This window comes from Cupriavidus oxalaticus, assembly GCF_004768545.1.
Taxonomy (GTDB): Bacteria; Pseudomonadota; Gammaproteobacteria; order Burkholderiales; family Burkholderiaceae; genus Cupriavidus; species Cupriavidus oxalaticus_A.
Map to the genome: position 1 here is coordinate 1,933,511 of NZ_CP038635.1, position 13,802 is coordinate 1,947,312.

The following is a 13,802-nucleotide window of genomic DNA, read 5'->3' on the forward strand; positions in this document are numbered from 1 at the left end:
GGGCGTTGCGGATAAAATGCGTGCATGACCTCCGCCGCCAAACCCACCGCCCCCGTCGACCAGGACGCCCCGCCCAAGCTCGAAGAAGGCCACCGCGACTACGTCGCGGCGCTGGCGCGCGGCCTGGCGGTGATCCAGGCGTTCACCGACACCACGCCGGAAATGACGCTGAGCGAAGTCGCCCAGGCCACCGGCATGACGCCCGCCACCGCGCGCCGTGCCTTGCTGACGCTGCAGGCGCTGGGCTACATCGGCGCCAACGGGCGGCGCTTCGTGCTGCTGCCCAAGGTCCTGTCGCTGGGCGCCGCATTCCTCAGCTCGATGAACCTGCGCGACATCGTCCAGCCCTTCCTGCAGGAAGTGGCCGAGCGCTTCCGCGATTCGGTCTCGCTCGCCATCCTCGACGGCGACAGTGTGGTCTACCTCGCGCATGTGCCCAGCCAGCGGCGCATCGCGTTCCGCGCCTCGGTCGGCTACCGGCTGCCGGTGCATTGCACCTCGCTCGGCCTCGCCTTGCTGGCGCATGCGACCAAGGCCCAGCAGAACAAGGTCCTGGACAAGGCACCGTTCCAGAAATTCACGCCGATGACGCTCAGCGATGCTGATGCGCTGCGCGCCGCGCTGGCACGCACGCTTGAACAGGGCTATGCGATCCAGCACGGCCAGCTCGAGCTCAACGTCCTGTCTATCGCCGTGCCCGTGCGCGACCCCCAGCAGCGCGTGATCGCCGCCATCAACTGCTCCACCGAGACCGAGCGCGCCAGCCCCGAAGAACTTGTCGCCACACGGCTGCCGGCACTGCGCGAGGCGGCCGCGATGATCGAGGCCGCCATCCGGCGGGCGCCCACGCTGGCGCATTCGATCCTGGCGGCCTCCTGAGCTGCGCGGGGCTCAGGCCGCCACTGGCGCCGCCTCGGGCTCGATCACCACATCCAGCGTCAGCAGCTGGTAGCCGTCACGCTGCGGATGTGGCCCCACCTCGACGATGTGGTCATCGATGGTCGAGAAGATGCAGTCGACCGGGTTGGCGGGGTCGCCCTTGAAATAGATCTGAGAGGTCAGCGTGCGGTATCCCGGCTGCACCACCCGGTAGTGGATATGCGGCGCGCGCTGGCGGTTGCGGCCCAGGCGCCTCATCAGCACGCCCACCTCCGTGTCCTCGCGCCCGATGATGTAGCCGCCCGGCCGCACCGTAAAGATCTGGAAGCCGCCCTCCACATCGCAGCGCAGCTTGCCGCGCAGGTTGTCTTCGGACTGGGAGTCGTCTTCGTTCTCGTAGCGGCCGAACTGGTTGGGCTGCCACACGATCAGCGTTGCGCCCGGCACCGGCTGGCCCGTGCGCGCATCCAGCACGCGGCCGCGCACCTCGAGCCGCTGCCCGGGCTCCTCCGCCGTCGCCAGGTGGCAGGGGTTGCTGCCTTCGGCCACCTGGTCCTTGGGGAACGGGCCGGTCACGTTCTGCGGCGTGGCTTGCTCGCCGGTGCGCGCCAGGTCCAGCGCGCGCATGGTCAGGCCCATCATGTCGCACAGCATGATCAGTTCATCCTGCGCGGCCACCCGGCCCAGCCAGGCGGCAATGCGATAGAGCTGCGCATCGGTCAGCTGCAGCTCGTCCAGCATGGCGTGGAAATGCCGCAGCGCCACGCCGAATTGCGCCTGCAAGGTCTCGTCCGAGCCGGGTGCGCCGGCGCACATGGCGTCCAGCGCGCGCTGGAGGGTGTAGTTGTCCTGGGTGCTCATGGTTGTCTCCTTTTGTTCTGGCTTATTGGCTGGCGGCCGACAGGTCGACCGCGCGCGCCAGCAGTGTCCGGTCAGCCTTCAGCTTGTGCTTGGCAGGCTTGTGCGTCGGTGTGTGCGGGATTGCGTCGACGGTGGCGATATAACGCGGCAGCTTGTGCACGGCCAGGCGGCCGCGCGCCCAGGCGAGCAGCTCGGCCGCATCGGCCGACTGGCCCGCGCGGAACTGCACCGCCAGCAGGATTTCCTCCTCGCCAAGTTCCGCGGGCACGCCGATGGCCGCCGCTTCTTCCACCGCCGGGTGTTCGCCGAAGATGCGATCGAGCTCGGCGCCCGACACGTTCTCGCCCTTGCGCCGGATCACATCTTTCTTGCGCGCAACAAAGACGTAGTAGCCGTCCTCGTCCTGGCGCACCAGGTCGCCGGTGGCGAACCAGCCGTCGCGGAACGCCGCCTCGGTCTGGGCCGGGTCACGGTAGTAGCCTTGCATCAGCGTAGGCGTGCGGATCAGCAGTTCGCCCTCGCCGCCCGGGGCCACGTCGCTGCCTTCGTCGTCGACGATGCGGGCCTGCGGCACCGGCACCGCCGGATCCGGGTGGGGCGAGATCAGGCCCATGGTGCCAAGCTTGTGCGGGCCGTCGAACGGGTTGGCAATCACGCCCGGGATTTCCGTCATGCCATAGCATTCGATCAGCCGCGGCACGTGGAACTCCTGCTTCATCACACGCACCATTTCCTGGGTCTGCGGCGCGATGAACATCTTGGTGATGCGGTGGCCAGGCACGAACTCCGCACGCGGGCGCCGGGCCAGGATGCTGCCGGCCGCCGCCACCAGGTTCACCTCCGTGGCACCGGTCTCGGCGGCGAACCGCCAGAACGACGACGCCGAGAACCTGCGCATCAGCACCAGGCAGCCGCCGCAAGCCAGCGACCCGCCCACCGAATACATCAGCGCATTGATATGGAACAGCGGCATCACGCACATCACACGCTCGTCCGGCTGCAGCTGGAGCCGGCCGACGAAGGCTTCGGCAGTCAGCACGTAGCCGCGGTGGCTGTGCATCGCGCCCTTGGGAAAGCCCGTGGTGCCGGACGTGTAGATGATCAGCGCGGTATCCCGGTCGCCGCCATCGTTGGCAGATTCGTTGGCAAACTCACCGGTGGCCGCCGCCATCGACTGCTCCAGCGTCGGCACACCGTGGTCGCCAGGCTCGTTGGCGCGCAGCCAGACCCCGCCGCCGAGCGCCCGTGCGATGGCCGCACCGGTTTCCAGCGTGGCCGGCGCACATACCAGCCCGCACACCTGCGCATGGTCGAACACGTACAGCGCCTCGTCCAGCCGGTATTCCGGGTTGGCCGGCACCATGGTCGCGCCGATGCGCGCCAGCGCAAACATCAGCACGACCGTGGACGGATGGTTGGGGGACAGCACGCCGACGCGGTCGCCGCGGCGCACGTGCATGGCCTGCGCCAGCCATTGCGCGGCTTGCGCGATCCGTCCCTCGAGCTCGCGATAGCTCCAGGTCTCGCCCTCGAAAAGCAACGCCGGCTTGTCCGGATGCGCCGCCACGCGGGCCGCGAGGAAACCGGTCAGCGTGAAGTCATGCGCCGGATACTGCCTGAGCACGTCGAGCGGCGCCATCGTGCCGGTGCAGGTGGCCGGCGCGCTCATGATGCTTGCGCCGGCGCGGCGCTGTAGGCGATGGCCTGTTCGGCGGCATCGGCCAGGATGAAGCCAATCGGCTGGCGGCGTTCCTCCTGCAGGTGGGCGATCAGGCTCGCCACGCGCGCCAGCAGCGGCACCCCCTTGAGCGCGGTGGCGGGATAGCCAGCGTCGAGCAGGACGGCGGGGATTGCGCCCGAAACGTTCAGCGGCAAGGGCTTGCTGTAATGCTCGGGCACTGCGGCGGCTACCGCTTCCAGCGCGGCCACGTGGTCGCCGGCAACGCCCAGCTCCCGCGCGATGGCCAGCAGCCGGTGCGCGCGCGGATCCCCCAGCTTGTGCGTGGGATGGCCAAAGCCTGGCAGTGGCTTGCGCGCCTGCCGCACGGCCCGGACCACCGAGTTCGCGCTCTCGGCCAGCGTGCCGTGTTCCCGCCCGGCGAGCACTTCCGCCAGCAGCTGGCCCGCGGTTTCCGATGCGCCCAGGATCACCGAGCCGCAACCCAGCACGCCAGCCGCCACGGCGCCTTGCAACGCATCCGGCGCGGCGGCCAGCGTCATGCGCGCTGCCTGCACCGAGGGGACCAGGCCATGCTCCGCGATCGCCACGAGGCAGGCATCGGTGATCGCCACCAGCTTTGCGCCGGGCTCGCGGCCGGTCAGCAGGAACAGGAAGTAGGCGGTGAAGCCGGCCTTGCCGATCAAGGCCTCGCTCAGGTCTTTGCCATGCACCGACACGCCGTGGATATCCACATGCGCGATGCTGGTCTGACCGGCAGCCCGGGGGTGTTTCGCTTCCGTCACGTTGTCTCCGTTTTTGCGCTACGCGCAATCTAATGCGATATGCGAATTATTTTAGGTGGGGGTGCGAGCCTCTGCAAGAACGGTAAACCCGCACCCCGACGTCAACTTGCGGCCGGCACTGCATGTGGCGCAGGACCGGCTTGCCGTTCAGACGCCATCCGTGAACCGGTCGGCACTCCCAATTCTCGCGAGTGCGCCGTCGGCGAACGGATCCACCTGGCGCAGTGCGCCGTCGGTGAACAGATCTACCTGCCGCAGTCCGCCGTCGGTGAACGGATCCGCCTTGCGCACGGCAATCCGGCGGAATTGCTCATCGGCCAGGCGGCCGGATTGCGAACGCTGCAGGGCCTCGGCAACATGCGCCCCGTCTGTATAGACGTCCGCGGGGCGCACCGCGGCTTGCGCCCCGGCCGCCATCACCACCATCAGTATTGCGCCAATCGATGCCTTTTTCATCACTTGCTCCTTTCCTACCAGGAAGAACCTTGTGTCGACCGGGGCAATCTGCCCCGCACGTCTCACGATCCAAATATGATCAAACCGTACCGTATGGTACTAAATAAATTGAAAAACCTCACTCGAATTTTTTGAAGAAAGGGGCGACGCCTGGGCTGCCACTTGGATCACGCAAGCATTTGGTAGACTGCGCGGGGCGCCAGCGCCCCTTGTCCCCTGTTACTCCTCGCTACCGATGGCATCACCCGTGAGCGTTACCGACACTCCCCTGCACCGCCCGCCGCAGCGCATCACACGCCGTGGCGAAGAGAAGCGCGCCCTGATCCTGAGCACCGCCGCCGACATGTTCCTCGAGCACGGCTATGACGGCGTCAGCCTGGACGACATCGTCAAGGCGTGCGGGGGCTCCAAGACCAACGTCTACAGCTATTTCGGCGGCAAGGACGGTTTGTTCGTGGCGGTGGTGGAGCGGCTGTGCGACCGCTTCCTGGAAAAGACCGAGAAGGGCGTGGATGTGTCGCGCTGCGATGCGGCGCAGGGACTCGGCAAGATCGCGCACAGTTTTCTGCAGTCGCTGCTGGAGGAACGCCACCTGGCGTTCCTGCGGCTGATCTTCGCGGAATCGCGGCGCTTCCCCGCGTTGGGGAACGCCTGGTATACGCGCGGCCCGGCGGCGACCTGCGCCTATGTTGCGGCCTTCCTTGGCAGCCAGCAGGCGAGAGGCACGCGGCTCTCGGCAAGCCCTGAGGTCAGTGCCAGGCTGTTCCACGGCATGGTGCTGGCCAGCGTCCTGCACCGTGCGCTGGCTACCGGCGTCCGTCCGGACGACGCCGAGATCGATGCGCTGGTCCGCGACGCGATCGCGGTGATCGTGCCGGCCCTTGATGCCGGCACGCCCTCAGAAGCGCGTCAGAAGCGATAGCGGATGTAGCCCATGCTGAAGTTGACGCCCGGATTCGGCTCCTGAATGCCGGCGTTGGACAGGTGCTGGAAGCGGTAGCCGATGGTCAGGCGCCGCGCCTCGCCGAAGGCAACCCCGACGCCGACCATGTCTGAGAACTGGAACGCCGATCCCATGCGGTGGCCGCCGGCGATCTCGGTGTGGCTGAGCACGCGCAAACCCACTGACGCCTCGATAAACGGCGTGGCAAATTCCGCGGCATAACCCAGGCGAAAGATTGGCGAGATGCCGTACTCCATCAGCTGGCTGGACGGCCGGTTAGACAATGCGCGCCAGTTCGCGACATTGACCTCCCCATCCAGCGAGAGCGTGAAGCGGCTGGACAGCTGCCATTGCACGATGTCGTCCCAGCGCGCGGCGATTTCATACTTTTCCACGCCGTGGTCGTTATCGCCGCCATAGCCTCCCTGCATGAAGAACGCTGCCACTCAGGCCACAAGCTTCATCCGGTAGAACAACTCCATCCTTTCCACCGCATCGCTGCCATCTTCCTGGAAGCGGCGGATGTGCTCGGTCTGCGTATGGTGCGCCTCCTGCGCGGCGGGACTGTCCCAGTGCTCGACGAAGACAAAGCGCCGCGGATCATCCTGTTGCTCGAACATCTCGTAGCGCAGGTTGCCGGCATCGCGGCGGGAAGGCGCCACCACGGCCCGCAGTTTTTCCCGTAGCTCCGCCTCGCGCCCGGGCTTGGCATACAGGATCACCAGCACATAGAAATCGTCCATCGTTCGTGTCCTCCGCACATATGGTGTCAGCAAAGACTAGGCAAATACCACGGCGCAAGCAAGCAGGACACGGAGGGCGCGCGGATCGTTCTATCAGCGCGAACAGCATGTTTGGCAGATGGCTATCACGCTCGCCCCAATGCATGGCTTATGCTGCAAAGGCTCGTTGCGACGGCCGACCGCAACGCATGCGGGACGGCATCAGAACCGCATTTCCGGTTTGCAGTGTCCGGCAATGCCGGTACCGTCGCGGGGCAGTCGGGCCAGCGTCGCGCACAGTACATGCAGCGCCGGCCCGGGAACGCCGAGTAGCAGAAACCCACCCATTGTTCTGGAGATAACCATGGCGAGCGAACCCATTCGCGATCCCGCAAACGACCACCTGCTGACTCCGCAGAACGCAGCCTTCGTGATCATCGACTACCAACCGGTCCAGGTGAACTCCATCGCCTCCATGGACCGGCAGTTGCTGATCAATAACATCGTCGGCGTTTCGCGTGCCGCGGTTGCGTACAAGCTGCCGATCGTGCATTCCACGGTCAATGTGAAGACGGGCCTGAACAAGCCGCCAATCCCGCAGCTGCAGAAGGTGCTGGGCGACTTCCCCACCTATGACCGCACCTCGATCAACTCCTGGGAAGACGTGGAGTTCCGCGCGGCAGTGGAGGCGACGGGGCGCAAGAAGCTGATCATGACTGCCCTGTGGACGGAAGCGTGCCTGACCTTCCCGGCGCTGGACGCGCTCAAGGAAGGCTATGAGGTCTATGTCGTGGCCGACGCCGTAGGCGGTACTTCCGTGGCGGCGCACGAGGCCGCGCTGCGCCGCATCGAACAGGCTGGCGGCAAGCTGATCAGCGTGGCTCAGCTGTTCTGCGAACTGCAGCGCGACTGGGCCCGCAGCGACACCGTCCCGGCCTTCATGGATCTCTTCATCCAGACCGGCGGCACGGCTGGCATCCAGTTCTCCTACGACCGCACCTGAGATGCGGGCGGGCCGGCATGCCCGCCCCCAACTTCATGCGCCACGCGCCCCGCGCCACGACGGGGCGCGATTCCTTTGTTCTCTCGCTTAACACCGCCCCGACCGGAGCCGGCATGGCCGACTACTACCTCCTTTCCGGCCGTGTAAAGCAATCAATAGTTATCGTGCCATCGCATTCTGTGATGACAAAGCTAAAGACAAAAACACATACTCGATAACTGAACGATACCTACGCCATGCCTTGCCGCTCGACACAACGCCGTCATATCGTCGGTGATGTAGCGGGGGTGATGCCGTACCTGCGCTTCCCACTCCTCAGGGCCGTCCAGTGCCCATCGTCCCTGCCGTTAAGTGACGACTTGTGCACTACTACACTACTGAGCCCGGCGTGCTGGCGATCGTGGCAGTCGCGAGGCATAATCGTGAAACTGGTTTCATCCAACTTTATGCCGCCGCCCGTGACCCGACCGAAGTCCAACCCGAATCCCGCAGAAAAGCTCACCATCCAGGATGTAGCCGACTATGCGGGCGTTTCCAAGGCAACGGTATCGCGCTACCTGAACCGGGGTGGCCAGCAATTGTCCACGGAGGTGGAGGAGCGCGTGGCATCGGCCATCCGCACACTTGGCTATAGTCCCAGTCCCATGGCGCAGGGACTCAAACGCGGCAAGTCTCGCCTGATTGGGCTGGTGGTGGCGGACGTGTCCAATTCGTTCTCGGTAGCAGTGCTGCGTGGCGTTGAGAAGGCCTGTCGCGATGCCGGCTATATGGTGATGCTGTTCAACCTGGGCAACGACGAGCAACTGGAGCGCGAAGCCATTCGCTCGCTCTCGGCTTACCGCGTGGAGGGTTTCATTCTGCATACACTGGGCCACGACGCCGGTGCCCTGACCGATGCCGCGCAGCTGGGCAAGCCCGTCGTCCTGGTTGATCGCAAGGTCGGCGATGCGGAAGTCGATCTTGTCGCCCTGGACAACCTGACTGCCGTCCATGAAGCGGCCGGCCACCTTGTCGAAGCCGGTTATCGGCACATCCTCTTTATCAGCGAGCCGATCAAGGCCATCAGCTCGCGCAACGAGCGCGCCCGCGCATTTCGAAGCTTTATCGCCGAACACGCGGACACGGTCAGCGGATCTGCTTTTGAAGCCCACAGAGGTGACGACGATGCCCTCGATGAAGCGCTGCGCGAGCTGCGCCGGCGTGCCGGCCAGGCGCCCGTTGCCGTGCTGGCAGCCAACGCAGTGATCTCGCTGCGCGTGGCCGCGTCGGCCGCCCGACTGGGGTGGCAACTCGGTACCGACCTTGGCCTGATAGGCTTCGATGACCCCGAATGGGCCGCGTTGGTCGGCCCGGGCCTCAGCGCCATTTCCCAGCCGACCGACGATATCGGGCGCGTTGCCACCAATTGCCTGATCGAGCGCCTGCAAGGCGGCCAGCTGCCGCCGCGGCGGGTGCTGTTGCCCGGCACGCTGGTCACACGCGGTTCCACCCGCCGCGGCTGATCACTCCCCCGCCGCCGTCCGGCGTGCGCGCGCAAGCCACGCATAGAGCCGCCGCACCAGCGTAGCGGGTGCGCAAGCGCACCCATTTCCCCGTCGGAACAACCTCGGCGCGCCCGTAAGGGTTTCCACTGCTGTATCTCTGAAACCGGTTTCCTATAATCCTGAAACCGGTTTCAAATCCGGCATGCAGATCGCTGCCGCCAGCGACACCTTTCATATCCGTGCAGGAGACATCCAATGAACGCCCAACACCTGTTGCGCCGCTTTGCCACGCCCGTACTGGCTTTGCTGATCCTGGCCAGCGCCGCTGTTACCGCCCAAGCCCAGACCGTCGCCGAGATCGTCAAGAAGGGCAAGGTCACCATCGGCGTGGTGACCGGTGCTCCGCCTTTCGGCACCGCGGACGCCACCGGCAAACCCGCCGGCTATGACGTCGACGTGGCCAACCTGCTCGGCAAGTACCTGGGCGTGCCGGTCGATATCGTTCCGCTCACCTCGCCCAGCCGGATTCCGGCGCTGGAAGCGGGCAAGGTCGACTTCCTGGTCGCGACGCTGGCGCCGACGCCGGAGCGGGCGCGTGCCATCATGTTCAGCTCGCCCTACAGCGCATTCGAGCTGACCATCTTTGCGCCTACCGCTGCCAAGTACGCCAAGCTGACTGAGCTCGGCAAGAAGAAGGTGGGCGTGACGCGCGGCACCACGCAGGACACCGCGCTGACCCGCCTGGCGGTGCCCGGCATGAATATCGTCCGCTTCGAGGACGATGCCACCTGCGCGCAGGCGCTGATCAGCAACCAGGTCGACGCCATTGCGCTGCCCAACACCACCGGCAACGAAATCATGAAGGCGCGCGGCGCCGGCAAGTTCGACGCCAAGTTCGCGTTCTCGGTGCAGCCGAATTCGATGGCCGTGCGCCGCGACGCCTTCGAGCTGCGCCAGTGGCTCAACACCACCATCTCCTACGTCAAGCTCAATGGCGAACTCGATGCCATTGCGCAGAAGTGGACCGGCAAGGCGCTGCCCGCGCTGCAAACGTTCTGAACCAGGCCGTCTGAGGTTGCGCGCCGGCGCCCCGCCGGCGTGCCAGGAGACCCGCATGCACTACCAATTCGAATGGACCCCGGTGCTGTCGCAGCTGGATCGCTTCGCGGAAGGCGCCGCGATGACGCTGGCACTCAGCTTCGGCTCGATCCTGCTTGGCACCCTGATCGGCACCGCCGGCGCCATTGCCGCCGCTTTTGGCGGCCCGTGGCTGCAGCGCGTCACCAGGGCCTATGTCGAGGCGATCCGCAACACGCCCTTCCTGATCCAGCTCTTCATCATCTTCTTCGGCTTGCCGACCGTGGGCCTGCAGATCGATGCCGTCACTGCCGCGGTGATTGCGATGACCGTCAACCTCGGCGCCTACTCGACTGAAATCATCCGTGCCGGATTGCAGGCGGTACACCGCTCGCAGCTCGAAGCCGCCGCCGCGCTGGGCATGACGCGCTGGCAGCTGATCCGCCACGTCGCGCTGGTACCGGCCTTCGAAAAGGTCTATCCCGCCCTGACCAGCCAGTTCACGCTGATGATGCTGACCTCGAGCGTGGTGTCGACGATCTCGGTGGAAGAGCTGACGGCGGTCGCCAGCCAGGTCGATTCGCAGACCTTCCGCACCTTCGAGAGCTACATCCTCGTCATGTTCCTCTATATCGGGCTGGCACTACTGCTGCGCGCCATGTTCGCCCTGATCGGCAACCTGGTGTTCAAGCGGCGCCGCGTGGTGGCGCGCGCACGAAAGCTGGCCCGCACGGCGCCGGTCGTGCCGCTGGCGCGCGCCGAACTGACGGCAGCGGTTGCTGGGAGCACGAAATGATCACCGAGTTTTCCTGGAATCATCTTGAAATCCTGCTGCTGGCCGCACGCTGGACGCTGTGGGTGACCTTGCTGGCCTTCGTCGGCGGCACGCTGGCCGGTTTCCTGGTCGCGCTGGCGCGTACCTCCAGAAGCCCGCTGCTGCGCCTGGCCAGCACGGTCTATATCCAGGTCGTGCAAGGCACGCCGGTGCTGATCGTGCTGTTCCTGAGCTACTACGGCCTGTCCGTGCTCGGGCTCAAGCTGTCGCCGATGGTCGCGGCCATGCTGGCGATGTCGATCTACGCCAGCGCCTATCTTGGCGAGATCTGGCGCGGCTGCATCGAGGCCGTGCCGCAAGGACAGTGGGAAGCCAGCGAGGCGCTTGCCCTCACCCGCTGGCAGCAGCTGCGCTACGTGGTGCTGCCGCAGGCGGTGCGGCTGGCCTTGCCGCCCACCGTGGGGTTCTCGGTCCAGCTGGTCAAGAACACCTCGATCACTTCCATCATCGGCGTCATCGAGCTGACCCGCGCCGGCCAACTGATCAACAACGCGACCTTCCAGCCCTTTGCGGTCTTTGTCGTCGTCGCACTTATCTACTTCGCGCTCTGCTTCCCGCTGTCCGCGGCGGCCCGGCGCATGGAAAGGAGGCTCCATGTCAATCGTTGAAGCACAAGGCGTGCACAAATCGTATGGCTGCGTCGAAGTCCTGAAAGGCGTGTCGTTTGCCATCGAGCCGGGCCAGGTAGTCGCCATCATCGGCCGCAGCGGCTCCGGCAAGAGCACCATGCTGCGCTGCCTGAACGGACTGGAGACGATCAATGCCGGCAATATCACCGTCGCCGGCCACAAGCTGGATCACGACCGCAAGCGCTTGCTCGACCTGCGCCGCGACGTGGGCATGGTGTTCCAGAGCTACAACCTGTTTCCGCACCTGACCGTGGGCCAGAACATCGCGCTGGCGCCGGCCATCGTGAAGAAGATGGCCGCAAGCCGGATCGACGGCATCGTCGCCCAGGTGCTGACCCAGGTCGGCCTGCTCGACAAGAAGGACTGCTACCCCGAGCAACTCTCGGGCGGCCAGCAGCAGCGCGTGGCCATCGCCCGTTCGCTGGCGATGGAACCCAAGGTGATGCTGTTCGACGAAGTCACCTCTGCGCTCGACCCCGAGCTGACGGCGGAAGTGCTTCGTGTCATGGAGAACCTCGCTGCCTCCGGCATGACCATGGTGCTGGTCACGCATGAGATGGAATTCGCGCGCCGCATGGCGCATACCACCATCTTCATGCACCAGGGCAAGGTCCACGAGGCGGGCCCGTCGAAGGCGCTGTTCGCGCAGCCACGGACGCCGGAACTGCAGCAATTCCTCAGCGCGGGAGCACTGAAATGAGCCAGTGGCAACCAGAAGGCGCAAATGGAGCCTCGCGCCCGCCGGTCCTTATCTCGCTGACCGCCTATGGTGCCGACCTCGCGCTGCGCGACGGCCAGGCGGCGCTGGCGCGGATTGCCGCGGCAGCGGGCGCGGATGGCGTGGAATTCCGCGGCGAACTCCAGCGCGGGCACAAGGAGGAAGTCATCGAACAGCGCGAGGTTGCTGGGGAGCATGGACTGGACGTGGTCTGGTCCAGCCCGGAAGGCCTCTGGAATGACGCAGGCAGCCTCGATGCCGCCGCGCTCGACCGTGCCTTCACGACCGCGCTGGCGCTCGGTGCGAGCCGGGTCAAGATGTCGCTTGGCGGCTATCGGGCAGGCACGGCACTGGCAGCGCTGCTTCCCTGGCTGCGGCACGACGGCATCGAACTCGTCGTGGAAAACGACCAGACCGCCCGCGCCGGCACCGTACCGCCGCTGCGCGACTTCTTCGCGCGTATCGCGGCGCTCGGCGAGACCGTGCCGATGACCTTCGACATGGGCAACTGGCACTGGACCGGCGAAGACCCGCTCGACGCCGCGCAAGTCTTCGGCGCCAACGTCGGCTACGTGCACTGCAAGGGCGTGCAGCGCACGCCCGCCAAATGGATCGCGGTACCGCTCGACCAGTCGGCGGCACCCTGGCGCGGCGTCTTGCGCCGCCTGCCCACGCAAGTTGCGCGTGCGATCGAATTCCCGCTGCAAGGCGAAGACCTGGTACAGGTCACGCGCCATCATGTCGAACTGCTGCGTTCGGTGGAGGTCCCCGCATGAGTCCCGATCTTGACGTGGTCACGCTGGGCGAGGCCATGCTGATGCTGGTCGCCGGCGAAGCCGGGCCGCTCGAAGGCGCGCAGACCTTCCACAAGCGCACCGCCGGCGCCGAGACCAACGTGGCCATCGGCCTGTCGCGCCTGGGCCTGAAGGTCGGCTGGGCCAGCCGGCTGGGCGACGACTCGATGGCCCGCTACCTGCTCGGCGAAATGCAGCGCGAAGGCGTGGATTGCAGCCAGGTGGTATGCGAGCCCGGCGAGCGCACCGGCTTCCAGTTCAAGGGCCGGGTCGACGACGGCAGCGATCCGCCCGTCGAATACCACCGCCGCGGCTCGGCGGCGAGCCGCATGAACCCGGAGCACCTGGACGACAAATGGCTGCGGCGCTCGCGGCACCTGCACGTCACCGGCGTGTTCCCCGCGCTGGCGGCAGGCACGCAGGCCGCCACGCGCCAGGCCATCGCCACCATGCGCGCCGCCGGCCGCACGATCTCGTTCGATCCCAACCTTCGGCCCACGCTGTGGGCCACGCCCGAGCTGATGCGGGAGACGCTGAACGACCTCGCGCAGCAAAGCGACTGGGTACTGCCCGGCATCGAGGAAGGCCGCTTCCTCACCGGCCACGCCGAGCCGGAACGCATTGCCGCCTTCTACCGTGCCCGCGGCGCGAAGCTGGTGGTGGTGAAGCTCGGTGCCGACGGCGCCTACTTCGATGGCGAGGCCGGCAGCGGCCATGTCGAGGCCTTCAGCGTCGAGCGCGTCGTCGATACCGTTGGCGCCGGCGACGGCTTTGCCGTGGGCGTGATCAGCGCGCTGCTGGAGGGCCGCCCGGTGGGCGAAGCCGTCCGGCGCGGTGCCTGGATCGGCGCCCGGGCGGTGCAGGTGCGCGGCGATACCGAAGGCCTGCCGACCCATGCCCAGCTGGCGGCCGCCAGCCTGTGAAGCCGCAGCAAGGAC

At 66.4% G+C, this 13,802-nt stretch carries 16 protein-coding genes; 10 read left to right on the plus strand and 6 right to left on the minus strand.

Features of this window, described 5'->3' with window-relative positions; translation table 11 throughout:
- Positions 1 to 24: 24 nt before the first annotated feature.
- Positions 25 to 879 (plus strand): IclR family transcriptional regulator domain-containing protein, encoded by an 855-nt coding sequence (locus E0W60_RS19725; protein ID WP_133096270.1) that lies wholly within the window; start codon positions 25 to 27, stop codon positions 877 to 879.
- Positions 880 to 891: 12 nt separating this feature from the next.
- On the opposite strand, the gene E0W60_RS19730 is transcribed toward E0W60_RS19725, so the two are convergent.
- The 4 genes from E0W60_RS19730 to E0W60_RS19745 all read right to left on the minus strand — a co-directional run bounded on the left by E0W60_RS19730 (position 892) and on the right by E0W60_RS19745 (position 4,659).
- Complete coding sequence (locus E0W60_RS19730; RefSeq protein WP_135705348.1) at positions 892 to 1,740, minus strand: dioxygenase; 849 nt, start codon at positions 1,738 to 1,740, stop codon at positions 892 to 894.
- A gap of 22 nt (positions 1,741 to 1,762) precedes the next feature.
- On the minus strand, positions 1,763 to 3,409 hold the full coding sequence (locus tag E0W60_RS19735) for a class I adenylate-forming enzyme family protein (protein WP_135705349.1): 1,647 nt from the start codon (positions 3,407 to 3,409) through the stop codon (positions 1,763 to 1,765).
- Positions 3,406 to 4,203, minus strand: coding sequence for a citryl-CoA lyase (locus tag E0W60_RS19740; RefSeq protein ID WP_135705350.1), 798 nt, complete (start codon positions 4,201 to 4,203; stop codon positions 3,406 to 3,408). Before E0W60_RS19740 ends, E0W60_RS19735 begins: the two co-directional genes overlap by 4 nt.
- A 147-nt stretch (positions 4,204 to 4,350) precedes the next feature.
- A complete protein-coding gene (locus E0W60_RS19745; protein ID WP_135706279.1) occupies positions 4,351 to 4,659 on the minus strand; it encodes a hypothetical protein in 309 nt (102 codons plus the stop codon).
- A 247-nt stretch (positions 4,660 to 4,906) separates the two neighbouring features.
- On the opposite strand from E0W60_RS19745, the gene E0W60_RS19750 reads away from it, so the two are divergent.
- Positions 4,907 to 5,581, plus strand: coding sequence for a TetR/AcrR family transcriptional regulator (locus E0W60_RS19750; RefSeq protein WP_240745872.1), 675 nt, complete (start codon positions 4,907 to 4,909; stop codon positions 5,579 to 5,581).
- Here the strand turns inward: E0W60_RS19750 and E0W60_RS19755 are convergent.
- Together E0W60_RS19755 and E0W60_RS19760 are read right to left on the minus strand one after the other, a co-directional pair.
- Entirely contained in the window at positions 5,569 to 6,033 is a 465-nt protein-coding gene (locus tag E0W60_RS19755) for an acyloxyacyl hydrolase (protein WP_135705351.1), read from the minus strand. The genes E0W60_RS19750 and E0W60_RS19755 overlap by 13 nt on opposite strands.
- Positions 6,034 to 6,048: 15 nt before the next feature.
- The gene (locus tag E0W60_RS19760) at positions 6,049 to 6,345 is read right to left on the minus strand and encodes a putative quinol monooxygenase (RefSeq protein ID WP_135705352.1); all 297 of its coding nucleotides are present in this window, start codon (positions 6,343 to 6,345) and stop codon (positions 6,049 to 6,051) included.
- A 343-nt stretch (positions 6,346 to 6,688) separates the two neighbouring features.
- Between E0W60_RS19760 and E0W60_RS19765 the strand changes: the two genes are divergently transcribed.
- From E0W60_RS19765 to E0W60_RS19805, 8 genes are all read left to right on the plus strand, one after another.
- Positions 6,689 to 7,327, plus strand: coding sequence for a hydrolase (locus tag E0W60_RS19765; protein WP_135705353.1), 639 nt, complete (start codon positions 6,689 to 6,691; stop codon positions 7,325 to 7,327).
- 446 nt (positions 7,328 to 7,773) lie between these two features.
- The gene (locus E0W60_RS19775) at positions 7,774 to 8,829 is read left to right on the plus strand and encodes a LacI family DNA-binding transcriptional regulator (RefSeq protein ID WP_135706280.1); all 1,056 of its coding nucleotides are present in this window, start codon (positions 7,774 to 7,776) and stop codon (positions 8,827 to 8,829) included.
- 237 nt (positions 8,830 to 9,066) lie between these two features.
- Positions 9,067 to 9,870, plus strand: a complete 804-nt coding sequence (locus E0W60_RS19780) for a transporter substrate-binding domain-containing protein (protein ID WP_135705354.1) — start codon at positions 9,067 to 9,069, stop codon at positions 9,868 to 9,870.
- 55 nt (positions 9,871 to 9,925) lie between these two features.
- Positions 9,926 to 10,684 carry an amino acid ABC transporter permease gene (locus E0W60_RS19785; protein WP_135705355.1) on the plus strand — a complete coding sequence of 253 codons (759 nt, stop codon included), beginning with the start codon at positions 9,926 to 9,928 and terminating at the stop codon, positions 10,682 to 10,684.
- Entirely contained in the window at positions 10,681 to 11,331 is a 651-nt protein-coding gene (locus E0W60_RS19790; RefSeq protein ID WP_042879405.1) for an amino acid ABC transporter permease, read from the plus strand. Before E0W60_RS19785 ends, E0W60_RS19790 begins: the two co-directional genes overlap by 4 nt.
- Positions 11,318 to 12,052 carry an amino acid ABC transporter ATP-binding protein gene (locus E0W60_RS19795; protein ID WP_133096281.1) on the plus strand — a complete coding sequence of 245 codons (735 nt, stop codon included), beginning with the start codon at positions 11,318 to 11,320 and terminating at the stop codon, positions 12,050 to 12,052. Before E0W60_RS19790 ends, E0W60_RS19795 begins: the two co-directional genes overlap by 14 nt.
- The gene (locus E0W60_RS19800) at positions 12,049 to 12,846 is read left to right on the plus strand and encodes a sugar phosphate isomerase/epimerase family protein (protein ID WP_135705356.1); all 798 of its coding nucleotides are present in this window, start codon (positions 12,049 to 12,051) and stop codon (positions 12,844 to 12,846) included. The genes E0W60_RS19795 and E0W60_RS19800 overlap by 4 nt, the downstream gene beginning before the upstream one ends.
- Entirely contained in the window at positions 12,843 to 13,787 is a 945-nt protein-coding gene (locus tag E0W60_RS19805) for a sugar kinase (RefSeq protein WP_135705357.1), read from the plus strand. The genes E0W60_RS19800 and E0W60_RS19805 overlap by 4 nt, the downstream gene beginning before the upstream one ends.
- The last annotated feature ends 15 nt before the right edge of the window (positions 13,788 to 13,802 follow it).

What these genes read in the sequence shown, in the direction of transcription:
- E0W60_RS19775 (WP_135706280.1), top strand. Translation starts at nt 7,774, where the DNA reads ATGCCGCCGCCCGTGACCCGACCGAAGTCCAACCCGAATCCCGCAGAA.
- E0W60_RS19790 (WP_042879405.1), top strand. Translation starts at nt 10,681, where the DNA reads ATGATCACCGAGTTTTCCTGGAATCATCTTGAAATCCTGCTGCTGGCC.
- E0W60_RS19745 (WP_135706279.1), bottom strand. Translation starts at nt 4,659, where the DNA reads ATGAAAAAGGCATCGATTGGCGCAATACTGATGGTGGTGATGGCGGCC.
- E0W60_RS19800 (WP_135705356.1), top strand. Translation starts at nt 12,049, where the DNA reads ATGAGCCAGTGGCAACCAGAAGGCGCAAATGGAGCCTCGCGCCCGCCG.
- E0W60_RS19765 (WP_135705353.1), top strand. Translation starts at nt 6,689, where the DNA reads ATGGCGAGCGAACCCATTCGCGATCCCGCAAACGACCACCTGCTGACT.
- E0W60_RS19785 (WP_135705355.1), top strand. Translation starts at nt 9,926, where the DNA reads ATGCACTACCAATTCGAATGGACCCCGGTGCTGTCGCAGCTGGATCGC.
- E0W60_RS19805 (WP_135705357.1), top strand. Translation starts at nt 12,843, where the DNA reads ATGAGTCCCGATCTTGACGTGGTCACGCTGGGCGAGGCCATGCTGATG.
- E0W60_RS19780 (WP_135705354.1), top strand. Translation starts at nt 9,067, where the DNA reads ATGAACGCCCAACACCTGTTGCGCCGCTTTGCCACGCCCGTACTGGCT.
- E0W60_RS19755 (WP_135705351.1), bottom strand. Translation starts at nt 6,033, where the DNA reads ATGCAGGGAGGCTATGGCGGCGATAACGACCACGGCGTGGAAAAGTAT.
- E0W60_RS19725 (WP_133096270.1), top strand. Translation starts at nt 25, where the DNA reads ATGACCTCCGCCGCCAAACCCACCGCCCCCGTCGACCAGGACGCCCCG.
- E0W60_RS19795 (WP_133096281.1), top strand. Translation starts at nt 11,318, where the DNA reads ATGTCAATCGTTGAAGCACAAGGCGTGCACAAATCGTATGGCTGCGTC.
- E0W60_RS19730 (WP_135705348.1), bottom strand. Translation starts at nt 1,740, where the DNA reads ATGAGCACCCAGGACAACTACACCCTCCAGCGCGCGCTGGACGCCATG.
- E0W60_RS19760 (WP_135705352.1), bottom strand. Translation starts at nt 6,345, where the DNA reads ATGGACGATTTCTATGTGCTGGTGATCCTGTATGCCAAGCCCGGGCGC.
- E0W60_RS19735 (WP_135705349.1), bottom strand. Translation starts at nt 3,409, where the DNA reads ATGAGCGCGCCGGCCACCTGCACCGGCACGATGGCGCCGCTCGACGTG.